This window comes from Sphingomonas naasensis, assembly GCF_004792695.1.
GTDB lineage: Bacteria > Pseudomonadota > Alphaproteobacteria > Sphingomonadales > Sphingomonadaceae > Sphingomonas > Sphingomonas naasensis.
In genome coordinates, this window is the sequence record NZ_SRXU01000001.1 from 1,025,080 (window position 1) to 1,047,995 (window position 22,916).

The window sequence follows — 22,916 nt, forward strand, 5'->3', positions numbered from 1 at the left end:
GCCTTGCTCCCGCTACTCCTCGCCGGCTGCGCCACGGATTCGGCCGCGCCGCAAACCGCCAGCCAGCCCGCCGCCGAGCTCTATGCGCGCAGCTTCGGGGTCGCCCACCCGGCGACCTTGCTGGTGGTTCTTCACGGCGACGCGCCCACCGCCAACCCCGGCTATCAATACGACTTCGCCCGGACGCTGGCCGCGCACATCCCCGATGCCCGCGTCGTCGCCCTGCTGCGTCCCGGCTATGCGGATCCGCAGGGCAATCGCTCGCCCGGCGACCGTGGCCTCACCACCGGCGACAACTACACCCCAGACCGGCTCGACGCGGTCAGCGATTCGCTCCGCCGGCTGCGGGCGCGCTATCCGCAGGCGCGGCTCGTGCTGATCGGGCATTCGGGCGGCGCGGCGATGGCCGCCGATCTCGCCGGCACCCGGCCCGAGCTGGTCGACGGGCTGCTGCTCGCCGCCTGCCCGTGCAGCCTTCCCGAATGGCGCCAGCACATGAAGGCGCGATTGCCCGCAGCGCCGTTCGACCAACCGGTGCGCAGCCTCGATCCGCTCCAGACGGTGGGCGGCGCCCAGCTCGACCTGCGGGCGGTGCTGGTCGTCGGCGCGGACGATCCGATCACGCCGCCCAAATTCTCGCGCGCCTATGCCGAGGCGCTGGCGCTGCGCGGCATCGCCACCGACTATCGGGTGCTGCCCGGCAAGGGCCATGAGATCCTCGACGATCCCGAAGTGCTGAGCGCGGCCGAACGCCTCGCCGCCGCGCTCCCCAAGAAAGGCTGACATGCTCACCTCTATTCGTATCGCGCTGCAGCGCCTGCCGCATGGCGCCGGCCTTCCGCTTCCTGCCTATGCGACCCATGGCGCGGCCGGCATGGACGTGGTCGCCGCCGAGGAGGTGACGATCGCCCCCGGCGCGCGCCATGCCGTCGCCACCGGCTTCGCGATGGCGATCCCCGAGGGCTATGAGGTGCAGGTCCGCCCGCGCTCGGGGCTCGCGCTCAAGCACGGCGTCACCTGCCTCAACACGCCCGGAACGATCGACAGCGACTATCGCGGCGAAGTGAAGGTGATCCTCGCCAATCTCGGCGACGCTCCCTTCGCGATCGCGCGCGGCGACCGGATCGCGCAGCTCGTCCCCGCCCCCGTCCAGCGCGCGGAATTCGACGAAGTGACCGCGCTCGACGAAACCGTGAGGGGGGCCGGCGGCTTCGGCTCGACCGGAATGTGATCGCCGCGCTCGCCCTTGCGGCGGCGCTGCAGACCGCGCCGCTCGACTGGAAGGGGCTGGCCCCCTTGCCTTGGCGCGCGCCGCCGCTGGTCACGCCCGAGATGCATGCCTTTGTCCGGCGCGAGGCGATCGCGCGCAAATGTCCGCTGGCGAAGCCCGGCGCGATGGAAGTCGAGGTCGCGGTGCTCGTCGACGAGGCCAACGGCATCCGCACCGCCGTCCCCCGCGCGATCCGCTGCCCCACCGTCGAGCAATATGCCGCGGCGTTGGTAGCGAGCTTCGCGCGCAACAACCTCCTGCCGCGCTCGGGCACCGGCCAGATCTGGTACCGCGCGCAGCTCAGCTTCAGCTGGACGCCATGACCCTCAGCGACGAAGAACTCGAACGCTATGCCCGCCACATCGTGCTGCGCGAGGTCGGCGGCAGCGGGCAGGCGAAGCTGAAGGCGGCAAGCGTGCTGGTGATCGGCGCGGGCGGAATCGGCTCGCCGGCGCTCCAATATCTCGCGGCGGCGGGAATCGGGTATCTCGCGGTCGCTGACAATGATCGGGTCGAGCTGTCCAACCTCCAGCGCCAGACGCTGTTCGGCACCGACGATGTCGGCAAGGACAAGGCCGCCACTGCAGTGGAGGCGATGGAGCGGCTCAATCCGACGATCCGGCCGGCCGGACTCGGCGTGCGGATCGACGGCGACAATGTCGCGGAGATACTCGATCTCGTCCGGCCCGACGTCATCATCGACGGCACCGACAATTTCGCCACCCGCCTGCTCGTCGCCGACGCCGCGCTCGCTGCCCGCGTCCCGCTGGTCTCCGCCGCGGTCGCGGAGTTCGAGGGCCAGCTCGGCACCTTCCGCGGCTGGGAAAGCGACAAGCCCTGCTATCGCTGCTTCGTCGGTTCCGCCCCGGAGCGCGAGGGCGTGAGCTGCGCCGAACAGGGCGTGCTCGGCGCGCTCACCGGATTGATGGGCAGCCTCGCCGCGCTCGAGACGATCCGCGCGATCGCGCCGTTCGGCGAGGACAGCGCCGGCAAGCTGCTGCTCGTCGACGCGCTGTCGCTGCGCTTCCGCTCACTAACCCTGCCCAAGGATCCAGGCTGCCCGGCCTGCGGGGCGCCTCAGGTCGATTCGGGCTCGAACGGCACCATCGACCAGCCGTCAAAGGCATAGGCCTTCGGCTCGATCAGATGGGGCGCGCTATCGGTGATATTCCGTCCGCGAAGCAGCGTATCCGCCGCTTCGTCCTCTTTCCTCTCCGGCTCTTGCACGGCCGTAACTCCCTGCGTCGATGACGTTAGTTAACCGAAGTTTGACTGCAATGGGAGTCCCCGCGCCTGTTCGACTTGACATCTCGACGCTGAACCGCTCGTAGCCCTAGCAGCTTCGTCGGTGGGGACCGGCAAATCTAACAGGCAGGAGTATATGGCAAGCAACGGCAAGCGAGTCCTGGTCACGGGCTCGGCGGGATTCATCGGCTTCCATACTTGCAGCAAATTGCTCCAGCAGGGCGCCGCGGTGCTCGGCGTGGACAATTTCTCGGCTTATTATGACGTTGGCCTCAAGGAAGCGCGGACCGACATTCTCGGCAATCATGAAGGCTTTTCGTTGGCCCGGGTTTCGATCGAGGACGCCGACGCATTCGGCGCGGCCTGGACGGCGTTCAGGCCCGACACTGTGATCCACCTCGCGGCCCAGGCCGGCGTTCGCTACTCGATCGACGCACCGCGCAGCTATATCGGCGCCAATATCATCGGCACGCACAACGTGCTGGAGCTCGCCCGGCACCATCCGGTCCGCCACTTGCTCGCTGCCTCGACCAGTTCGGTCTACGGCGCCAACACCGAGATGCCCTTCACCGAGACGCAGCGCACCCAGACGCCGCTCAGCCTCTATGCAGCTACGAAGGGCGCGACCGAGCTGATGGGGCACAGCTACAGCCATTTGTTCGGCACGCCGATGACCTTTTTCCGCTTCTTCACGGTCTACGGCCCGTGGGGCCGGCCCGACATGGCGCTGTTCAAGTTTACCAAGGCGATCCTCGAGGGGCGCCCGATCGACGTCTACAACAATGGCAACATGGTCCGCGACTTTACCTATATCGACGACCTCGCCGAATCGATCGTGCGACTAACCGAAGCGGTGCCCGGACGCGAGCCGGTGGAAGGCGACAGCCTCTCCCCCGTCGCCCCCTTCCGCTCGGTCAACATCGGCAACGGTCAACCTACGCCGCTGATGGAGTATATCGGCGCGCTCGAGGTTGCGCTTGGCCGCGAGGCGATGAAGAACTTCCTGCCTATGCAGCAGGGCGACGTTCCCGCGACAGAGGCCTCATCTGCGTTGCTCCAGCAGCTCACCGGCTATGCGCCGAATACGCCACCGAGCGTCGGCGTTTCGAATTTCGTCAATTGGTACCGAGACCATTACGGCTCCTGACCGGTACTTCCGCCAGCGGCGGATCGCGAGAACCGGTGCGACGGACCGCGACAGATGGATTTGCCTCGACATGAGTCCGCTCGCGATCTGCCTGCGAGTGCTTCCGCACTCCCGCTGGCGCAGCGACTACGGTGATCGGGCGAGACGCTGTCGATATCGGCTGACAACGCCCAGCCTTGTGGCTAAACAGCAAGCCATTGCGCTAGCGCGCCGATGTTTCAAGGACGAACCGGCGGCCTCGTCGGCGAGCAAGAAGAACAATAGTTCGCTATGACATCCACGACCGAAACCGAAAGGCGCGCGCCCTCCCCGATAAGTGCGCATGCGCTTGAGCGTAGAAATCATAGCGGCAGGGATTTCATCAAACGCAAGCGCTATCAGATTCTTCTTGGAGCGCTTTTCGCCATAGCCATGCCGCTCATCGCCAGCCAAGTGATCAGCGGCGTCGGCATCAATGAATCAACTCAATACAATACAGCGATAGGGGGGATAGTAGCACTTATTGCCGGGTATGTCGGCTTCAGGAGACTCCACGTTTTTCCGGGACTAACCTCTGGCGGGTACATCATTCCAGCCTTTTCGGTTACATACGGACTACTTGCCATCGTTTTGATTATGGCAAGACTAGATTATAGTCGACTGCAATTGCTCACCAGCTATGTGCTGACGATCGGTTTCTTCACATACATTCATTTGAAGTTCGTCGTTCGTCGGCCGGTCATTCTTGGCGTGGTTCCCAATGGCAGCCTGGGCACACTTCCCACCTTCGACCGCGTTATCTGGCACGTCGTCCCCTCACCCGACGCTCCGACGCCCCGCTTCGAAGGCGTGGTCGTAGACCTTCACGCAGAGCATGGGGACGCGTGGAGCAGCCGAATCGCCGCCTTCGCGCTGGAAGGCACACCCGTCTATCATGTGAAGCAGGCCATCGAGCAGCTTTCGGGACGCGTGGAGATCGAACACTTGTCCGAGAATACGCTAGGAGCACTAAACCCGAACGATCTCTACCTGAAGGTCAAGGGCGCCTTCGACATGATGATGGCGCTGATCGCGCTGGCTTTCCTTTCCCCGCTGTTGATCACAGTCGCTATCCTGATCCGACTAGATTCACCCGGACCGGCATTGTTCAAGCAACAGCGCACCGGTTTTCGCGCCAAACCCTTCACGGTCTACAAATTCCGCACGATGCACCAAAGCGCCGCAACCCCGAATGACGAGCGGCACAGTGCGATCACGCAAGACGGCGATCCCCGCATCACGCGCGCGGGTGCCCTCCTGCGCAGAACCAGGCTTGATGAGCTGCCGCAGCTGCTCAACATCCTGAAGGGCGAGATGAGCATGATCGGGCCGCGGCCCGAAGCCGTTGCACTCACCAAGTGGTATGAGAAGGAAATCCCGTTCTATCACTATCGCCACATCATCAAACCGGGGATTTCGGGTTGGGCGCAAGTCAATCAGGGCCACGTCTCCGACGTCAATGATGTCCGCGAGAAGCTCAATCTCGACTTTTACTACGTCAAAAATTTTTCGGCCTGGCTGGACATATTGATTGTCCTCAAGACCATTCGAACCATGGCAAGCGGTAGCGGAGCCAAATAGACGGTCGTCAGGATTGACGAATGAGGGCGAGAGGTTATTCGAACACCCGGCCCCGGCCCCGGCCCGCCCGCATCGTGACTTGCTGATCGAAGGAAACACCCCTTGCACCGCCCCTCCGGGAAACGATATCCGAAGTCGGTCCAATTTTGGCTGCTCCTGGCGTTTCTCGGCGTCACTGCGTTATTGGGTGGGGGCGCGCGAGGCGACGTCGCGTCGCTCGTCATCCTCCGTCCGTTGGCGGGCTTGCTTTGCGGGGTCGCGCTAGCCACGCTTCGGCGCGAACAAGTTACGGAAAACCGGGGATTATTCGCCTTCGCCGCGGCAGTAATAGTCTATGTCGCGATTCAACTCGTCCCTCTTCCGCCGGTGATTTGGCACATGCTTCCGGGGCGCGAAATTGTGGCGCAAATCGATACCGCGACCGGCCTCGGGCCGACCTGGCGGCCTATCAGCATGGCTCCGCTTGCGACCTGGAACGCGCTGTATTCGCTACTGGTGCCGCTCGTCGTCCTACTCTTGTGCGTCCAGATCCCACCCCGGCAACGGCGAGATCTGCTTCCGTTCTTCATTGCATTCGGCGTGATCTCGGGGCTGATCGGCCTGCTCCAGGTAACCAGCGGCTATAGCAGCCCCCTCTATTTTTACCGCATCACCAACCATGATGCCGCAGTAGGTCTGTTCGCCAATCGCAACCATCAGGCAATCTTCCTCGCGTGCATTTTCCCGATGGCGGCGGTTCTTGCCTCGACCGGCGTCCGCACTCCCGAGCAGGCGCGCGTCCGGACCGGGCTCATGATAGCGGTGGCCTTGGTCATATTTCCCCTGCTGTTGGTCACGGGATCGCGCGCCGGCTTCGTGCTGGGGCTGATCGGCATTGCGTCCACGGTTGCTCTCTATCGCCGGCCAGCGCTCGATATTCCGACGAAGCGCAAGACGCGCACCATAGCGGGTCCGATGGTGCTTGCAGTCGCGATCGTTGCGGGGATTGCGTTGTTGATGGTGCTTTTCACGCGCGCCAAGACGCTCAGCCGGATCACCGCCGCGGACCAGCTGGAAGACCTTCGATTTCGGGTCTGGGGCCCGATTGTCGATATGGCGTGGACCTATTTCCCCACGGGCTCGGGAATCGGGAGCTTTGCCGAGGTTTTCCAGGTCCACGAGCCGGAGAAGCTGCTTCGGCTCTCCTATCTCAACCACGCGCATAATGACTGGCTCGAGGTCTATATGACGGGCGGCCTGATCGGCTGCGCCCTACTTCTCACCGCGGTTGTCGTGATCGCTCGCGATTCGCTTGCGGCGTGGCGCAATGCTACGCCCGGTGCGGAGCGGACCTTCGGGCGGCTCGCCTCGGTGCTTTTCGCAATGCTCGGCCTCGCCAGCGTTGCCGATTATCCGCTGAGAGCGCCCTCGATTGCCTGCCTTGCGGTTGTCGCAATCTTCTGGCTTGGCGATGCGGCGCGGGCCCGGACCTTTACGGCAACGTCCACTAAAAATGGTGGAAGTTTAGGTGCTGCTCGTCTAGCTGACCAAGCTCAGGGTTGAGGGCAAGCAATGAATTTTCGTGTCTTTGCAGTGGCGTTGTGCTGTTTGATGGCAGGATGCGCCGGCCCAAGCCCACTCGGCCCTGTCCAGACGGACGGTGCGCAGCCTTCTTCGCGCCTTTCGGTCGTCAACGCATCTGCGCTTCCGCCGCCCTCTCGCACGGATTTGGTAGATCAGAACCGGCCTTATCTTATCGGGCCGTTCGACAAGCTCGTCATCGACGTGTTCGGGGTCCCCGAACTTAGCCAGAAAGAATTCCAGACTGATGCCGGCGGCAGGATCTCGTTTCCGCTTGCCGGCGTGATCGAAGCGGCGGGCAAGACGCCTCCCGAAATCGAAGATGTCATCGAACAGCGGCTTCGCGGCCGTTACGTGCGGGATCCTCAGGTGACCGTCAATCTGAAGGAGACGGTAAGTCAAGTCATCACTGTTGACGGTGCCGTGCGTGAGCCCGGCCTGTATCCGGTGATCGGACAGATGACGCTGATGCGGGCGGTCGCTACCGCCAAGGGCTTAAGCGAGTTCGCCAAGCAGGAAGACGTTGTGATCTTCCGGACCGTGAGTGGTCAGCGCATGGCAGCGTTGTATAATCTCAAGGCGATCCGCCGGGGCATGTACGACGATCCCCAACTGTACGCGAACGACGTCGTCGTGGTGGGCGAATCGCAGGCACGCAAGCTGTTCAGGGACGCGCTTTCCGTCGTTCCACTGCTGACGACGCCGCTTATCATCGCCCTTCAATAATCGCTTCGCTGGAAGCCGAGAAAGTTTGAGATGTTGAATAGAGTCGGATCGGACGCCCCCTCCCGGGTGGAATCAGTGCAGACGCTGGACGCGCCCGAGCAGACGCAGGTCATCGCGCCGCCGGTCCTCCTGCAATATTGGCAGGTCGTACTGCGGTGGAAGTGGGCGATCCTCGTGATTCTCGCCTCGGCGCTCGCGGTGGGTGTGATCGTCACCCTGCTCGCGACCCCGCAGTACACCGCGGTCACGCGCATCGAGATCAGCCGCGAGCAGCAGAACGTCACCAAGGTCGAGGGTCTCGAATCTCCCGAGGCGAGCCGCGGCGACGAATTCTATCAGACTCAGTATTCTTTGCTCTCGGCCCGCTCGCTTGCCGAGCGCGTGGCTCGCAAGCTGCACTTGGCTACCAACGACGCATTCTTCGCTGCGCACGGCGTGAGCTTCAGCAATGGCCTGCTTTCCGGTGGCAACAGCGGCACGCTCACTCCGGCGGAACGTGCTTCGCGCGAGCGGTCCGCCGTCTCGCTGCTCCTGGCGCACGTCAGGATCGTCCCGACCTTGCGCTCGAGGCTCGTGGACATTCGCTACTCGAGCGCCTCTCCGAGCATTTCGGCCGAGGTCGCCAATACCTGGGTGCAGCAGTTCATCGAATCCAGCCTGGACCGTCGCTTCGCCTCGACGGCCGATGCGCGCAAGTTCCTCGAGAGCCGGCTTGCCGATCTTGGCGGCAGGCTCGAATCATCGGAACGTGAGGTTGTCCGCTACGCTGCCGACAAGGGCATCGTGACGCTCGGACGCATAACCGACCCACAAGGTAAGACCCAAGTCGACCGGACGCTGGTGTCGAGCGATCTCGAGGCGATCAACGCGGCCTTGGCGGAAGCGACCGCAGCTCGCATCGCTGCCGAAAGCAGGCGTCGCGCCAGCGGCGCGACCGCGGCCGAGGGCACGACGAATGCGGCGCTCGCGACGTTGCGCCAGCGCCGCGCCGAAGTCGCCTCTGAATATTCCAAGATGCTCGCGCAGTTCGAGCCGGAATATCCGGCAGCCAAGGCGCTCGCCCAACAGGTCCGGGCTCTCGACGGCAGCATCGCCCGCGAAGAGTCTCGTGTCTCGGCAACCCGTTCGAGCGAATATGGCGAAGCTGTGAAGCGCGAAGCTGAACTGCGCCAGCAGGTCGAGGGGCTGAAGCAGCGCCTTGCCAAGCAGAAGATCGACGCGATCCAGTATAATATCTATCAGCGCGAAGCTGACACCAACCGCGAACTCTATGACAGCCTCTTGCAGCGCTACAAGGAGATCGGTGTCGCAGGCGTCTCAGCCAACAACATCGCGGTCGTCGACGTGGCGCAGGTGCCTGGTCAGCCATCCTCTCCCAATTTGATGATCAATCTTGCTTTGGCCTTCGCAGGAGGCATCGGCCTTGCATTCCTTGGCGTGCTCGGGCTCGAGCAGATCGACGAAGGCCTGCGCGAGCCGGGCGCCGTGGGCCAGCAGCTTCAGCTGCCCTTGCTCGGCACCGTGCCCGAGCTCGAAAGCGAGGATCCCGCGCAGTCGTTGATCGACGCCAAATCCGAAATGTCGGAGGCCTATCTCAGTATCCAGTCCAACCTGGCCTTCTCTACCGCTCACGGCTTCCCGCGCTCGGTGATGATGACGAGTTCGCGCCCGGCAGAAGGCAAGACTACATCCTCGCTGGCGCTCGCGGCCGTGCTCGGCCGCACTGGCAAGAAGGTGCTGCTGATCGATGCCGATATGCGCTCGCCGTCGGTCCACGGCTTCTTCGGTCATCCGAACAGCTCGGGCCTGAGCAACTATCTCACCGGCGACGACAATTGGCAGGCGATGGTCCGGCCGACCAATCTCAAAGGTCTTGAGATCATCAGTGCCGGACCGACCCCGCCGAGTGCAGCGGAATTGCTGAGCGGTGATCGACTCCTCTCGCTGATGAAGCAGCTGGAGCAGCATTACGACCATGTCGTTGTCGATAGTCCGCCGATCCTTGGCTTGGCGGACGCGCCCCTGATCACGCGCGCGGTCGAAGGGTGCGTCTTCGTTATCGAGGCCGGTGGCGTTGCAGTCCGGGGGCTTCGTTCGGCCTTGGCACGCCTCCAGCAGGCGCATGCGCACGTCTATGGCGCCATCCTGACGAAGTTCAGCAAGCGCCAAGCCGGCTATGGCTATGGCTATGGCTATGGCTATGGCTATGGCTATGGGCAGAAAAGCGATGCGGAATAGGCGGCGGCCTGCTGTAGCTGCGCTACGGCGCCCCAAGCTTTCGCGCGGTCAGCTGGTACGGGTTCTGGGATGCGCCGCAGTCGGTCTGACACTGGCAGCTGCCAGCGGAGTCTCTGCGCTGGTTGCGGCAACGCGCTACCAAAAGCCGGAGCTAGCGCTGCGCGTGACGGGCGATCGCTGGGCGGCGCTGGCGATCGCGCAACACGATCTTCTACAGCGACCGCGCGACTCTCGGATAGTTTCGGTCGCCAGAGACGCGTTGCGCGAACAGGCTCTGGCCGCGTTGCCTCTCAGCGTCATAGCCGTGCAAAGTGCCCACGCTGGCGAAGCGGAGAAAGCCAAGGCATTCGCGTTGCTGGCCGAGCGGGTTTCGCGTCGCGACCTGATCATCCAGCTGCTACTGATCGAGCAATCAGTCGCCGCCAACGACTATGTGGGGGCACTGCGCCATTACGATGTCGCGCTCCGCACGCATGAGATTTCCCGACCGACCTTGTTTCCGATCCTCGCTGGAGCGCTGTCGGACGATGCAATCCGCCAGGCGCTGGTGCCCTATGTCCGACCCGATGTCGCGTGGATGGACCCGTTCGTCACGCATGCCGCTCGGCAGGGTGCCGCCAAAGACATCGCCAGGCTGTTGATCGCTGCCGACAATCCGCGCGCCCGTGCGCTGATGCAGACCAATTCTGCCGCGATGTTCACCGGGCTGGCCCAGGAAGGCCATCTCGGGGAGGCGCGCGAGCTCCTTCGGCGTCTCCCCGGCGCCAATCTCGCGGCACTCGCTTCCGCCGGCTTCAACGCCACGACGGTGGACCAGCAATTCGGCGCCTTGGCCTGGGCCCCGGTCGTCAGCGATGCCTCCAGCGTATCGTTCGAAAATGCGACGAATTCGGTGCAACGGGAGGCTCGCGTAATTGCGAGTTTCGGTGAGCGCGGCGTAGCCCTTCGCCGCGTCCTGCAATTGGCACCAGGCCCCTATCGGTTCAGCGAAACCCGCGATCCCGTGGTGAACGACGGCAACTCCCGCGCGTGGTGGGATCTGAAATGCATGCGCGGCACGGAAACCGAGACGATCTGGCGTAGCGCCGACGCCCCCATCGCTCAAAAGGGCACGGTTGCAGTCGGACCGATGGTTCCGCAGAGCTGCGCCGCCCAAGTTCTCGAGCTGAATTACATCGCGGGCGAGAACAGCCAAGGATTGGAGTTCGTCGTCAGGACGCTCGATTTCACACGCTGATTCGCTCACGGCCTCTCACGCGGGTTGAGGCTCCAGGTCCTCGCGCGCGAGTGATACTCGCGTCTCCCGACCCAAGAGATCGAGCAACACCCAGATGCGCTTTTCCGACGGCATGCTCTCCACGGATGCGACATATTCGGAGAAGGGCCCCGCAACGATTTTCACCGCGTCGCCAACCTTTAGCGGCAGAGGTTGGACGGTGTCGCCGGCGTCGCAGCGCCGTTTGAGCAGTTCAATAAGCTCGTTCGACACGCGCGAGGGGCCGTCGCTTCCGAACGCCACCAACCTTTGAACGCCCAAGGTGCTGTCGATCGCACGCCACCTCGCACTCGCCCCCGCGCTGACAAAAAGATAGCCGGGGAAGAGTTCGCGGAATCCCTCTTCATACCCTCCCCGTGCGCGCCGCTTCGCCGCGATCCTGGGCGCAAAAACGCCAAATCCTTGTCGTCTCAGGTTGCGTTCGGCAAGGAGGCCCCGGCTCGGCTTGGTCTGGACCAGATACCAGACAGGGTTCGGAACTTGGGGCCACTTGTTCATCTATGAACGCATAGACCCGACCTTCGCGGAGTCAATCCGCCGCCGCTTTGGCGGCCCCCCGCCGGCTGCCGTGTTTGTAGCACGAAACGATTTGCAATCAGCCGATATTAGCGTATGCGTTCACGCACGAACGCTGCCTCTCGTTTCGCGGTTAGTCCACCGGGCTAGCCGTGCGGTAGCTTTACCCTCCCCCGCCATTGATATGACAGAACGCCGCGACATTTTTCGGGAAGATGTGCGCTTCAAAGTGCTCCGGATGCTCGAGCAGAACCCGGACTATAGTCAGCGCGACATCGCCGACGCCCTCGACATCAGCTTGGGTGGCGTGAACTATTGCCTGAAGGCGTTGATCGAAAAGGGACACGTGAAAGTCTCCAACTTTCGGCAGTCCGACAACAAGCTGCGTTATGCCTACGCGCTGACACCGAGCGGGATCGCCGAAAGGGCAATGCTGACCACGAGGTTCCTGCATCGCAAGATGAAGGAGTACGAAGCGATCAAGGCCGAAATCGACGCCTTGCTCGAGGAGGGCGAACAGCCGCTCATCCATTCGCCGGAAACGGGCGAGTGAACGCAAACGCCGCGCTGCATCTGCGCGCCCCGGTGCGCAATGCCTCCGCGGGACACCCGAAATCGGAGTTAATGCCCTAATGCGATCGGTAGACGAAGCTCGGTTGGCAGTTATCGGCCTGGGATATGTTGGCCTGCCGCTGGCCGCAGAATTCGGCAAGCGGCTTTCGGTGGTCGGCTTTGACATCAATGCCGCGCGGGTGGCCGAATTGCGCGCCGGCTATGACCGTACCCTCGAGATGGAGCGCGAGGAGCTTTCGGCCGCCGAGCGCCTGACCTTCTCGACCGCTCTGGCCGACATCGTGGACTGCAACGTCTTCATCGTCACGGTCCCGACACCGATCGACGAGCACAAGCGGCCTGACCTCACGCCGCTAATCCGCGCCTCCGAGGCCGTGGGCAAGGTACTCAAGCACGGCGATATCGTAATCTACGAGTCGACGGTTTATCCCGGCGCCACCGAGGAAGAATGCGTGCCCGTGCTCGAGCGTGTCTCCGGCCTGGTCTTCAACCGCGACTTCTTCGCCGGCTACAGTCCGGAACGGATCAACCCCGGCGACAAACAGCACCGTCTGCCGACGATCCGCAAGGTCACATCCGGCTCAACGCCCGAAATCGCCGAGTTCGTCGACCAATTGTATGCCAGCATCGTCACGGCGGGCACCTACAAGGCGGGCTCGATCCGTGTGGCGGAAGCGGCCAAGGTCATCGAGAACACTCAACGCGATCTCAACATTGCCCTGATCAACGAACTGGCGATCATCTTCAATCGGCTGGGCATCGACACCGAACAGGTGCTGCTCGCTGCCGGCACGAAATGGAATTTCCTTCCCTTCCGCCCGGGGCTGGTAGGTGGGCACTGCATCGGCATCGACCCCTATTATCTGACGCACAAGGCGCAGGCGATCGGCTACCATCCTGAGATCATCCTCGCCGGGCGCCGCCTCAACGACGGCATGGGCCCCTATGTAGCCGGGCAACTCATCAAGGCGATGCTGAAACAGCAGATCCAGGTGAACGGCGCCCGGGTCTTGCTGTTAGGCCTCACCTTCAAAGAAAACTGCCCCGACGTCCGCAACACGCGCGTGATCGACGTGGTCCGCGAACTGGAAGCGTTTGGCGTGACCGTCGACGTCCATGATCCATGGGTCAATTCCGAAGAGGTCGAAGCGGAATATGGCGTCACGCCGATCGACAACCCGGCCCTTGGCACCTACGACGGCATCGTCCTCGCAGTCGCGCACGAGGAATTCGTAGCGATGGGAGAGACCGCGATCCGGGCCTTCGCGAGGGAAAATCACGTGCTGTACGACCTGAAATTCGCGCTGCCGCAAGGCGCCGCGGATCTGCGGCTCTAACCCGGCTCCGGCATCCTTCAAAAGGCATCGCAAACTCCATGAAAGTTCCTTTCATCGACATTTCGCGCTGGGAGCCGGGCTTCCAGCAACGTTGGACCGAGAAGGTCGGCGCCATGAGCGGAGCGGCGCAATTCATCGGCGGACCTGAGGTCGCAGCTCTCGAAGCGCGCCTATGCGAGACCCTCGGTGTCGGATACGCGATCGGCTGCGCCAACGGCACCGACGCAATCCAGCTCGGCCTGCGGGCACTCGATGTCGGCGCCGGTGATGTTGTTCTCGTGCCAAATGCGACTTTCTGGGCAACCTTCGAGGCAGTGGTGAACGTCGGCGCCACCCCGGTCACGGTGGACATTTCGCTGGCCGACGGCGGTCTCGACCTGAGTGCGCTCGAGCAGGCAATCGCTCGTGAGCGCCCGAAGGCGGCGATTGCCGTGCATCTCTATGGTTGGGCATCCCGCGATCTCAAGGCGATCCGCCAGCTCTGCGCCCGCGAAGGCGTGGCGTTGCTTGAGGATGGCGCCCAATGTTTCGGAGCAAGCCTCGACGGCGAACCCGTGCTCAAGGGAGCGCTGATCTCCACGACCTCCTTCTACCCTGCAAAGGTGCTGGGCGCGGCGGGCGACGCAGGTGCGGTGTTCACTGACGACGCGGCGCTGGCGGACAAGGTGCGGCGATTGGGCAACCATGGCCGCACCGCGCATTACGGCTATGGCGATGTCGGCTGGAACTCGCGGCTCGACGCGCTCCAGGCCGCGTTCCTCAATATTTCCTTCGATTTCCTTGACGCGCGCCTGGCCTCGCGTCGGGCCGTTGCGGAGACCTATCGCTGCGCGCTGCCGACAAGCGTCTCGCCAATGCCGGTCCCGGCCGGATATGTAGAGAATGGCTATTGTAATGTTTGCCTCATCGAGGACGCGGCACAAAAGGCGCGACTGGAAGCGACGCTGCGGGAGAACGGCATCGGGTTCGGCAATATCTATCCCGGCTCGATGGCCTCGCAACCAGGTGCCAAGCCCTATCTGAAGGCTCATTATGGCGGTGACCGGGCCGAGCTGCTATCGCGCCAGGTCATCAATCTCCCGCTTTTTGCGTACATGACCTCGTTCGAGGTCGACCATGTCGTCGCGACTGTGCGCACGCTGGAGGACTAAGTGACCGACACCTACATTCACCCGACGGCGACGGTATCGCCGGCCGCCTCGATCGGCGCGGGCACCAAGGTCTGGATCAACGTCCAGGTCCGCGAGGAAGCGTCGATCGGAGAGGGCTGCATCCTTTCCAAGGACGTCTATATCGATCATGCTGTCGCGATCGGCGCCCGCTGCAAGATCCAGAACGGGGTGTCGGTCTACAACGGCGTCACGATCGGCGACGACGTGTTCGTCGGACCGAATGCGGCCTTCACCAACGACAAGGTCCCACGCGCCTTCAACGCCGACTGGACGATCACGTCCACCCGGCTGGAGAATGGCTGCAGCATAGGCGCGAACAGCACGATCGTTTGCGGCATCACCATCGGTGAATTCGCGATGGTTGCGGCCGGTAGCGTCGTTACGCGGGATGTCCCGCCTTATACCTTGGTCGTTGGCAATCCAGCCCGTCCGGTCGCGAAGATCGACGAGGCCGGCAATCGTGTGGGTCCCGTATGAAAGACACCAAATCCGTTCGCGTGGGCCTGATCGGCCTCGGCTCGATGGGGCGTAACCATTTGCGCGTCCTTTCGATGCTGAAGGGCGTCGATCTCGCCTTTATTTATGATCTCGACGCCGCGCTGGCCGCACGCCTTGCCGAAGAAAATGGTACGGTAACGGGTTCAGACCTCGAGCTGCTTCTCGAGGGCGTCGACGCCGTGGTGATCTGCACGCCGACGGTGACGCACAGCGAATATCTTCGCCGCGCCGCCGAGAAGGTCTCGAATATCTTCGTCGAAAAGCCGCTGGCGCATGATTTGAACGAGACGCGGACGCTGCTCGATTTCATCGCAGCCCGCGGGCTGAACGTGCAAGTCGGCTTCATCGAACGCTTCAACCCGGCCGTCCAACAGCTCAAGAGCGTCGTCGATGGCTCGCGCCAGGTTATCAGCATGGATTTCACGCGAACCAACAAGCTGAGTTCGCGCATCACTGACGTGGACGTCGTTACCGATCTGATGATCCACGACATCGACCTCGCGATTTACCTCAACGGCCCGGTCAGCAACATCGCGGCGCAGGGCTGGGCGACAGATGGGATGATCAACTTCGCCTCGGCTTCTCTGACGCATGCCAATGGCCGCTTCTCCCGCATTCAGGCCAGCCGGATCACCGAAAAGAAGATGCGCTCAATTCAGGCCACGTGCATCGACATGTTCGTCGATTGCGAACTGATGCGCAAGGAGCTCCTCGTGAACCGTCAATCCGAGATCCAGCATCGGGATGGGGGGCCCTACCGGATCAGCGCGATCGAGGAAACGATCGAGGTGCGCCCCCAGGAGGCATTGTTGAGCGAATTGCAGGCATTTGCCGCGATGTGCCAGACGGGCAACCTGCAAGGTCCTTCTGCGGCCGAAGCATTGGCCGCCGCGGACATCTGTGAGACCATTCAGCAGCTGGTGCTGGCATGACAGCGCGCCCCAGCCTGGCCGGTCAGGAAGTATTGGTAACCGGCGGCGCCGGATTCATAGGCAGCCATCTCGTCGACCGTCTTCTCGCGGACGGCGCATCGAAGGTGGTGGTCGTCGACAACCTGTTCCTCGGATCGGAGGACAATCTCGAGAGCGCATTGGCGACGGGCAGGGCGGTATTCTACCGCGACGACGCCGAGCTGGCGTCCAGCCTCGACTATATCTTCGCTGCACACGACATCTCGACGGTGTTCAACTGCGCGACCAAGGCGCTCAACTATTCCTTCCAGAACCCCGCCAACGCCTTTTCGACGAATGTTACCGTCGCGATCAATCTACTCGAGCTGCAGCGCCGGGGCGCGTTTCGCACTTTGTGCCATTTCTCGACCTCGGAGGTCTACGGCTCTGCCGTTTACGAGCCGATGGACGAAGCGCATCCGCGCGGCGCAACCACCACCTATGCCGCGGGAAAGGCCGCTGCCGACCTCGCCGTGGAAAGCTATGTCAGGATGTTCGGCCTCGATGCGATGATCGTGCGGCCATTCAACAACTACGGCCCTCGACAAAACCACAAGGGGCCTCTGGCAGGCATCATTCCGATCACCGCGCGACGCATTTTCACCGGGGCCAAGCCGGAAATTCATGGCGACGGACAGCAGAGCCGCGATTTCATCTATGTCAGCGATACGGTGGATGCCGTCGTCAAGCTCTACGTGAAGCTGCCTGCCGGGGAATCGGTCAATATCTCGACCGACAACCAAATCTCGGTGGCCGAGTTGATCGACACGATTATGCGGGCGCTCGACTATCGCGGTGAGATCTTGCGTGGGCCGGCCCGCCCCGCCGACGTGCTCTGCCATAACGCGAGCAACGCCAAGGTGCGCGCGCTGATCGACTATGCGCTCACGCCGTTCGACGAGGGCTTGCGCCGCACCCTCGCCTATTACCGTCAGCTGTTTGCGAGGTAACGTGGAACCCATCCGCCTGATGAAGCCTTATCTCGACTATAGCGACGTCGAGCAGGACTTTCGCGCCGCCTTCGAGAGCGGCATCTTCACGCGCGGTGAAAATGTCGGCGCTTTCGCCGCGGAGCTCGCCGCTTATGTCGGCGCCCGCCACGTCTTTTTCGCCACTTCCGCCACCACCGCGCTGTGGGTCTGCCTGAAGCTGTTGGGCGTCGGACCCGGCGACGAAATCGCCGTGTCCGACTTCTCTTTTCCCGCGACGGCAAATGTCGTCGAGGATCTCGGCGCGACGCCGGTCTTCGTAGATGTCGATTCGCAGACCTACAATATGCGCCCAGAAGAGCTGGAAGCGAAGATCAACGCTCGAACCAAGGCAGTAATATTCGTCGACGCGCTCGGGAATCCCACCGGGCTCCACGCGATCAAGGCGATCTGCGAGCGTCACGGAATTCCCCTGATCGAGGACGCCGCCTGCGCCATCGGCAGTTCGGAAGACAGCCGCAAATGCGGTTCGATCGCCGACCTGACCTGTTTCAGCTTCCATCCCAGGAAGTTGCTGAGCACCGGCGAAGGCGGTGCGATCACCACCGATCGGAACGATTGGGCCGAATGGCTGCGGGTCAAATTGGCCCATGGCGCCGATGGTTCGAAAGGCCTCGGCCTCGATTTCGTGGACTATGGCTATAATTTTCGGCTGCCGGAACTGCAGGCGATTATGGGTCGCAAGCAGCTTGGACGTCTCGACGCGGTGATTCAGCGTCGGCTGGCGATCCGCGACGCCTTCGCGACTGCGTTGGCGCCGCTGGGCCTGGCGCCTCAGCGGGTTGCGGAGAATGTTCTTCACAACGTCCAGTCTCTGGTCTTCAGGGTTCAGGACACGGTGGATCGCGATCGGCTGGTGCAGGCGCTGAAAGGCGACGGCATCGAGACGACGCTCGGAACCTATTGCCTCAGCGGTACGACGTATTTCCGCAAGCGATACGACGACGTTCAGCCGGTTGCCGCCGCGCTCGAGGCGACGACGATTACCCTGCCCTGCTATGATGACGTCCCGGTCGACCGCGTCGTCGACCGCATTGCACGGCACATGAACTGACATGGCGCGACGCGGCATCCTATTCCTCGGCAGCAAGGCCGCCGGCCTGCGGATCTGCAAACGTGTCGGCGAAATGCCCGCGGCCTCGGTCCTTGCCGTGGTCTGCCCCGACGAAAAGGGCGACCCGCGCAGCGTAGAACCCGAGTTTCGGGCACTCGCCGCCGAAGCCGCCGTTCCGTTTCACATCTCAACGAACACCGCCCAGACCGTCGAATTGATCGAACGTTACGAGCCGTCGGTCGTCCTCGTGCACGGCTGGTATCAGATCATCCCGGTGGACCGTTTCCCGTCGACGCAGTTCTTCGGCTTTCACTATTCGCCGCTGCCGCGATACCGCGGAAACGCGCCGCTGGTCTGGCAGATCATCGCCGGCGAACAGCAGATCGGAGTCAGCCTGTTCGAAATGGTCGCCGAGATGGATGCCGGCCGCCTGTTTGAACAGGCGCAAGCGCCGCTTGCGCAAGACGAAACCATCGCGGATGCGTTGGCCAAGGCCGACGCATTAGCGGAGTCGATGGTCGATCGCTTCGTGACTGCGTTGCAGTGCGGTAGGCTGGCGTTGCGCGATCAGCCCGATGCCGAACCGAGCTATTGCGGACTGCGTGTTCCGGAGGACGGCGCGGTCGACTGGTCGTGGTCCGGTTTGCGGATCCATGATTTCGTGCGCGCCCAATCCCGCCCTTACCCCGGCGCCTTCACTGTACTCGCCGACGGTCGCCGCATGACGATCTGGCGAACCGAACCTGAGCCGCGGTTCTTTATGGGAGCTCCGGGTGCAGTTGCCGAGATCGGCCTGTCGCACGTCGTCGTGACTGCCGGAACGGGCGCCGTTCGGCTGGTGGAAGTCGAGCTGGAGCGCGGCCAGTCCGTCGCGGCGAGTTCGGTTCTGCGCTCATTGCGCCTCCGATTGGGATAAAGACGTCGCCATGTTGCTGGATCAGGATATTCGCAAAGCGGGCGTGCAGATCTGCTCGCGTTGCATCTACGACGAGCGGGTCAGCGGAATCACGTTCGACGCCGATGGTGTCTGCAACTATTGCCATCAGGTCGACCGGCTCAAAGAAGAATTCGGCACCGGCTCGTCGACCGGTGAAGCAAGTCTTCAGGCGATCGTCGAAGAGATTAAGAAAGCCGGCCGCGGGAAGCCTTACGACTGCATTATCGGCGTTAGTGGTGGGACCGATTCATCCTATATGGTCTACCTCGCCAAGGAGTGGGGGCTGCGCCCTTTGGCAGTCCATTACGACAACACTTGGAACTCTGCCATTGCCACGGAGAATATCCGCAAGGTCTTGAGCGCGCTCGACGTCGACCTCTACACGCATGTCGTAGACAACAAGGAGGCGGATGACATCTTCCACTCCTTCTTCAAATCCGGTGTTGCCGAGATCGAATCGTCCACCGATCTGGCTCTGGCGGAGACCATGTACCGCGCGGCGTGGAAGTTCCGAATCCGCTATGTCCTTGAGGGGCACTCCTTCACGACGGAAGGCATTACTCCGGTGGGCCGCAATTACTTCGACGGAAAGTACATTCAAAGCATCCATCGCCTTTTCGGCACGCGCAAGATGAAATCCTACCCGTTGATGACATTTCGCCGGATGCTTTGGTGGACAGCGGCCGCCCGGATCCGAAAGATCCGTCCGTTCTGGTATATGAATTATTCCAAGGAGCGCGCAAAGGGATTTCTGGAGCAGCGGTTCGGCTGGAAATACTATGGCGGACATCATCTTGAAAATCGGATGACCGCGTTCTTGCACAGCATCTATCTTCCCGGAAAATTCTCGACCGACATGCGCAACAATACGCTTGCCGCCTTGGCGCGCGAAGGTGCGTTATCGCGCGAAGAGGCTTGGGCGGAATATAACACACCCCCGGTAGTGGAAGACGAGCTCGTCTCCTACTTCAAGAAGCGACTCGGCATCACCGACGAGGAATTTGATCAAAAGATGTCCGAGCCGCCGCGCGCTTGGTGGGAGTTCCCTACCTATAAAAAAAGATTCGAACTCTTTCGCCCGGTATTTGCTGTATTATCCAAAGCCAACCTGGTGCCCATGAGCTTCTATCTGAAATATTGCTTTCCGGCGCCGATCGAAAAATGATCACCATCGTCGACTATGGGATCGGGAATCTCGGTTCGATCCGAAACATGTTTCGGCGCATCGGCGCGTCGGCCCAGGTGACCTCCGACCTGGAAGAGATCGGCAGCGCTACAAAGCTGTTGCTGCCCGGCGTGGGCGCGTTCGACAACGCGATGGCGCGGATTAACGAAGGCGGTCTGCGCGAAGTGCTGGACAGGAAGGCCGGCGAAGGCGTGCCGATCCTCGGCATCTGCCTCGGTATGCAATTGCTGACATCGGGCAGCGAGGAGGGCCAGCTACCGGGGCTCGGCTGGATACCGGGACGCGCCCATCGCCTGCCCGCGTCACCGAGGCTAAAAGTGCCTCATATGGGTTGGAACCTCGTCCGGACCGCCCGTCGGAGCCCACTGACCGCGGACCTCCCGCCCGATGCGCGCTTCTATTTCGTCCACTCCTTCGCGGTGCAAGTTCACGACCGGGGCGATTCCCTGCTGCGCGCGACGCACGGCGTAGAGTTCGACGCCGCGATCCAGCGTGGGAACATCTACGGGGCACAATTTCATCCCGAAAAGAGTCACAGGTTCGGCATGCAACTCCTCTCCAACTTCGCCCAGATCTGATGCTGCGCACGCGCGTCATTCCCGCGTTGCTGTTGCGCGACGAGAGCCTGGTCAAGACGGAGCGCTTCGGCCGCTTCCGCTACATCGGCGACCCTTGCAACACCGTGCGGATCTTCAACGAGCTAGAGGTCGACGAACTCGCCTTCCTCGACATTAGCGCGACGCCTGCCGGCCGGGCGCCGAACTTCGCCCTGCTCGAGGATATCGCGTCCGAATGCTTCATGCCGCTGGCCTATGGCGGGGGCATTCGCAGCGGCGAGGACGCCGCGCGCGTGTTCGGCATCGGTTTCGAGAAGGTCATCGTCAATAGCCAAGCGTTCGAGCGCCCCGAGGTTATCGGTGAAATCGCCAGAGTGTTCGGCAACCAGGCAGTAGTCGCCTCCATCGATGTACGGCGCGACTGGCGCGGGAAAGAACGGGTCGCATCGCGCGGTGGCCGTAAACGGCATCGTGTCGACGTGGTGGACTGGGCCGTGGAAATGGAGCGGCGCGGCGCTGGCGAAATCCTGCTTACGTCCATTGATCGCGAAGGGACCTGGGCCGGCTTCGATCTCGATCTCATCACGCGCGTCAGCAGCGCAGTCAGCGTTCCGGTGATCGCTCAGGGGGGCGCCGGCACGGTCGTCGACCTGAAATGCGCCGTGGGGGCCGGCGCTTCGGCAGTCGCCGTCGGCAGCATGGTGGTCTTTCAAGGCAAAGGTAAAGGCGTGCTGGTGAGCTTTCCCGGAGCCGCGGACCTCGAGATGATCCCCGCGCCGTTCCGCGATACGGCGACTGTTCCGGAGGGCGCAAAGTGACGCGTCGTGTCGCGGTGATCGGCAACAACAATAATTGCGGCTTTGCGCTTACGCGCTACTTACGCGATCGCGGGCTCGATACGCACCTTCTGCTCTACGAGCATGAGCAGGATCACTTCCTGCCGTCCTCCGACACTTACGATCTCGATTACATGCGTTACACGCGAAAGCTGTCTTGGGGCGCGCAAACGCGATTTCTCAAAGTTTCCGCAGCACAGGTGCGGCGCGACGTCGATGGTTACGACGTCCTGATCGGCTGCGGTATGGCGCCCGGGATGTTGTGGAAAGCCGGCATCCCGCTCGACATTTTCGCACCTTATGGCTGGGACCTGTGGGAATATCCGCGGTTCCGCTTCCACAGCCCCACATGGGTCGCCAAGACTTGGCCTGCGGTCGTCGCGCAGCGCAGGGGAATCGGCCACGCCGCAGTCTTTCACATGACCCCGACCAACGCGCTCTACGAACAGCAATGGAAACGGTTTGCGGGCAATAGCGAACGGTGGACCGAGGGTAGCCCGCTGGTATACGCGCCTGCCTATGCGGCAAATCGGCTCGAGCAAATGCTGCCGAGGACGCATTGGGGGGAAGAGTTCAAGCGTATCCGCGCCGGAGCCGACCTGATGGTCGTCAGCCATGCCCGCCATGTGTGGAAGGTCCCCGATACCGCCCCGGCCGCGAAAGGCACACGCAAGCTGCTGGAGGGGTGGGCGCAGTTCCGCAAAAGCCATCCCGGCGTGCGCGCGCGGCTGGTGACGGTGGAATATGGCGACGACGTCGACGCCTCCAAGAAGCTCGTCGCCGAACTCGGCATAGCTGATTCGGTGATCTGGATGCCGAAGATGTATCGCAAGGACATCATGGTCGGCCTGCTGCTCGCGGATATCGTTTGCGGAGAATTCCAGAACAGCTGGATGGCGGCTGGTGTGTTCTACGAAGCCATGGTCGCGGCCAAGCCTTTGCTGAGTTATCGCGACGACGCGCTCTATCAGGCCGAATTCCCCGACCTCTATCCGATCATGAACGCGTTTTCGGCCGCGCAGATTGCAGGCCAATTCTCCGCTTACCTCGCGGATCCCACGCGGTATGTCGCGATGGGGAAGCAAGGGCTCGACTGGTATGAACGCGTCATCGCCAAGGCGGCGGTCGACAAATACGTGAACTATATCTCAAACAGGCAGGTCCGCGGCGCCAGCAGCGTCTAGTCGGAGCCGCGGGCGGCCCCCTACGCTGCGCGGGTGACCACAGTTCAGACGCGAACCACTGTTTCA

Annotated in this window: 23 protein-coding genes; 22 read left to right on the forward strand and 1 reads right to left on the reverse strand. The window is 62.5% G+C overall.

The window, feature by feature from the left end:
• Positions 1 to 3: 3 nt before the first annotated feature.
• From E5A74_RS04720 to E5A74_RS04765, 10 genes are all read left to right on the forward strand, one after another.
• Complete coding sequence (locus tag E5A74_RS04720; RefSeq protein ID WP_240699643.1) at positions 4 to 783, forward strand: alpha/beta hydrolase; 780 nt, start codon at positions 4 to 6, stop codon at positions 781 to 783.
• Position 784: 1 nt separating this feature from the next.
• Positions 785 to 1,231: a dUTP diphosphatase gene (gene dut / locus E5A74_RS04725; RefSeq protein ID WP_135983066.1), complete on the forward strand. Its 447-nt coding sequence runs from the start codon at positions 785 to 787 to the stop codon at positions 1,229 to 1,231.
• A complete protein-coding gene (locus E5A74_RS04730; RefSeq protein WP_135983067.1) occupies positions 1,228 to 1,593 on the forward strand; it encodes a hypothetical protein in 366 nt (121 codons plus the stop codon). Before dut ends, E5A74_RS04730 begins: the two co-directional genes overlap by 4 nt.
• Positions 1,590 to 2,399, forward strand: a complete 810-nt coding sequence (locus E5A74_RS04735; RefSeq protein ID WP_135983068.1) for a HesA/MoeB/ThiF family protein — start codon at positions 1,590 to 1,592, stop codon at positions 2,397 to 2,399. Before E5A74_RS04730 ends, E5A74_RS04735 begins: the two co-directional genes overlap by 4 nt.
• Positions 2,400 to 2,651: 252 nt before the next feature.
• Positions 2,652 to 3,662, forward strand: a complete 1,011-nt coding sequence (locus tag E5A74_RS04740; RefSeq protein ID WP_135983069.1) for an NAD-dependent epimerase/dehydratase family protein — start codon at positions 2,652 to 2,654, stop codon at positions 3,660 to 3,662.
• A 411-nt stretch (positions 3,663 to 4,073) separates the two neighbouring features.
• On the forward strand, positions 4,074 to 5,261 hold the full coding sequence (locus E5A74_RS04745) for an exopolysaccharide biosynthesis polyprenyl glycosylphosphotransferase (protein ID WP_206365758.1): 1,188 nt from the start codon (positions 4,074 to 4,076) through the stop codon (positions 5,259 to 5,261).
• 102 nt (positions 5,262 to 5,363) lie between these two features.
• Entirely contained in the window at positions 5,364 to 6,803 is a 1,440-nt protein-coding gene (locus E5A74_RS04750) for an O-antigen ligase family protein (RefSeq protein ID WP_135983071.1), read from the forward strand.
• Between the two features lie 165 nt (positions 6,804 to 6,968).
• The gene (locus tag E5A74_RS04755) at positions 6,969 to 7,547 is read left to right on the forward strand and encodes a polysaccharide biosynthesis/export family protein (protein WP_240699644.1); all 579 of its coding nucleotides are present in this window, start codon (positions 6,969 to 6,971) and stop codon (positions 7,545 to 7,547) included.
• A gap of 75 nt (positions 7,548 to 7,622) precedes the next feature.
• Positions 7,623 to 9,785: a GumC family protein gene (locus tag E5A74_RS04760; protein ID WP_240699645.1), complete on the forward strand. Its 2,163-nt coding sequence runs from the start codon at positions 7,623 to 7,625 to the stop codon at positions 9,783 to 9,785.
• A 163-nt stretch (positions 9,786 to 9,948) separates the two neighbouring features.
• A complete protein-coding gene (locus E5A74_RS04765) occupies positions 9,949 to 11,022 on the forward strand; it encodes a hypothetical protein (RefSeq protein ID WP_135983074.1) in 1,074 nt (357 codons plus the stop codon).
• Positions 11,023 to 11,037: 15 nt separating this feature from the next.
• Here the strand turns inward: E5A74_RS04765 and nusG are convergent, their stop codons facing one another.
• A complete protein-coding gene (gene nusG / locus E5A74_RS04770; protein WP_135983075.1) occupies positions 11,038 to 11,559 on the reverse strand; it encodes a transcription termination/antitermination protein NusG in 522 nt (173 codons plus the stop codon).
• A 202-nt stretch (positions 11,560 to 11,761) separates the two neighbouring features.
• Between nusG and E5A74_RS04775 the strand changes: the two genes are divergently transcribed.
• The 12 genes from E5A74_RS04775 (at position 11,762) to E5A74_RS04830 (ending at position 22,850) form a co-directional block, all read left to right on the forward strand.
• Positions 11,762 to 12,130, forward strand: a complete 369-nt coding sequence (locus tag E5A74_RS04775) for a MarR family EPS-associated transcriptional regulator (RefSeq protein WP_135983076.1) — start codon at positions 11,762 to 11,764, stop codon at positions 12,128 to 12,130.
• A gap of 79 nt (positions 12,131 to 12,209) precedes the next feature.
• Entirely contained in the window at positions 12,210 to 13,487 is a 1,278-nt protein-coding gene (gene tviB / locus E5A74_RS04780; protein WP_135983077.1) for a Vi polysaccharide biosynthesis UDP-N-acetylglucosamine C-6 dehydrogenase TviB, read from the forward strand.
• 38 nt (positions 13,488 to 13,525) lie between these two features.
• A complete protein-coding gene (locus tag E5A74_RS04785; protein ID WP_135983078.1) occupies positions 13,526 to 14,638 on the forward strand; it encodes a DegT/DnrJ/EryC1/StrS family aminotransferase in 1,113 nt (370 codons plus the stop codon).
• A complete protein-coding gene (locus E5A74_RS04790) occupies positions 14,639 to 15,136 on the forward strand; it encodes an acyltransferase (protein WP_135983079.1) in 498 nt (165 codons plus the stop codon). It begins immediately after the preceding gene.
• Positions 15,133 to 16,089: a Gfo/Idh/MocA family protein gene (locus tag E5A74_RS04795; RefSeq protein ID WP_135983080.1), complete on the forward strand. Its 957-nt coding sequence runs from the start codon at positions 15,133 to 15,135 to the stop codon at positions 16,087 to 16,089. The genes E5A74_RS04790 and E5A74_RS04795 overlap by 4 nt, the downstream gene beginning before the upstream one ends.
• Positions 16,086 to 17,057: a dTDP-glucose 4,6-dehydratase gene (locus E5A74_RS04800; protein ID WP_135983081.1), complete on the forward strand. Its 972-nt coding sequence runs from the start codon at positions 16,086 to 16,088 to the stop codon at positions 17,055 to 17,057. Before E5A74_RS04795 ends, E5A74_RS04800 begins: the two co-directional genes overlap by 4 nt.
• Positions 17,058 to 17,076: 19 nt before the next feature.
• Positions 17,077 to 18,150 carry a DegT/DnrJ/EryC1/StrS family aminotransferase gene (locus E5A74_RS04805; RefSeq protein WP_206365759.1) on the forward strand — a complete coding sequence of 358 codons (1,074 nt, stop codon included), beginning with the start codon at positions 17,077 to 17,079 and terminating at the stop codon, positions 18,148 to 18,150.
• Between the two features lies 1 nt (position 18,151).
• Positions 18,152 to 19,066, forward strand: a complete 915-nt coding sequence (locus E5A74_RS04810; protein ID WP_135983083.1) for a methionyl-tRNA formyltransferase — start codon at positions 18,152 to 18,154, stop codon at positions 19,064 to 19,066.
• A gap of 10 nt (positions 19,067 to 19,076) precedes the next feature.
• Positions 19,077 to 20,252, forward strand: coding sequence for an N-acetyl sugar amidotransferase (locus tag E5A74_RS04815; RefSeq protein ID WP_135983084.1), 1,176 nt, complete (start codon positions 19,077 to 19,079; stop codon positions 20,250 to 20,252).
• Positions 20,249 to 20,851, forward strand: a complete 603-nt coding sequence (gene hisH, locus E5A74_RS04820; protein WP_135983085.1) for an imidazole glycerol phosphate synthase subunit HisH — start codon at positions 20,249 to 20,251, stop codon at positions 20,849 to 20,851. Before E5A74_RS04815 ends, hisH begins: the two co-directional genes overlap by 4 nt.
• Complete coding sequence (locus tag E5A74_RS04825) at positions 20,851 to 21,648, forward strand: AglZ/HisF2 family acetamidino modification protein (RefSeq protein ID WP_135983086.1); 798 nt, start codon at positions 20,851 to 20,853, stop codon at positions 21,646 to 21,648. The genes hisH and E5A74_RS04825 overlap by 1 nt, the downstream gene beginning before the upstream one ends.
• Positions 21,645 to 22,850, forward strand: coding sequence for a glycosyltransferase family 4 protein (locus tag E5A74_RS04830; RefSeq protein ID WP_135983087.1), 1,206 nt, complete (start codon positions 21,645 to 21,647; stop codon positions 22,848 to 22,850). Before E5A74_RS04825 ends, E5A74_RS04830 begins: the two co-directional genes overlap by 4 nt.
• Positions 22,851 to 22,916 lie beyond the last annotated feature (66 nt).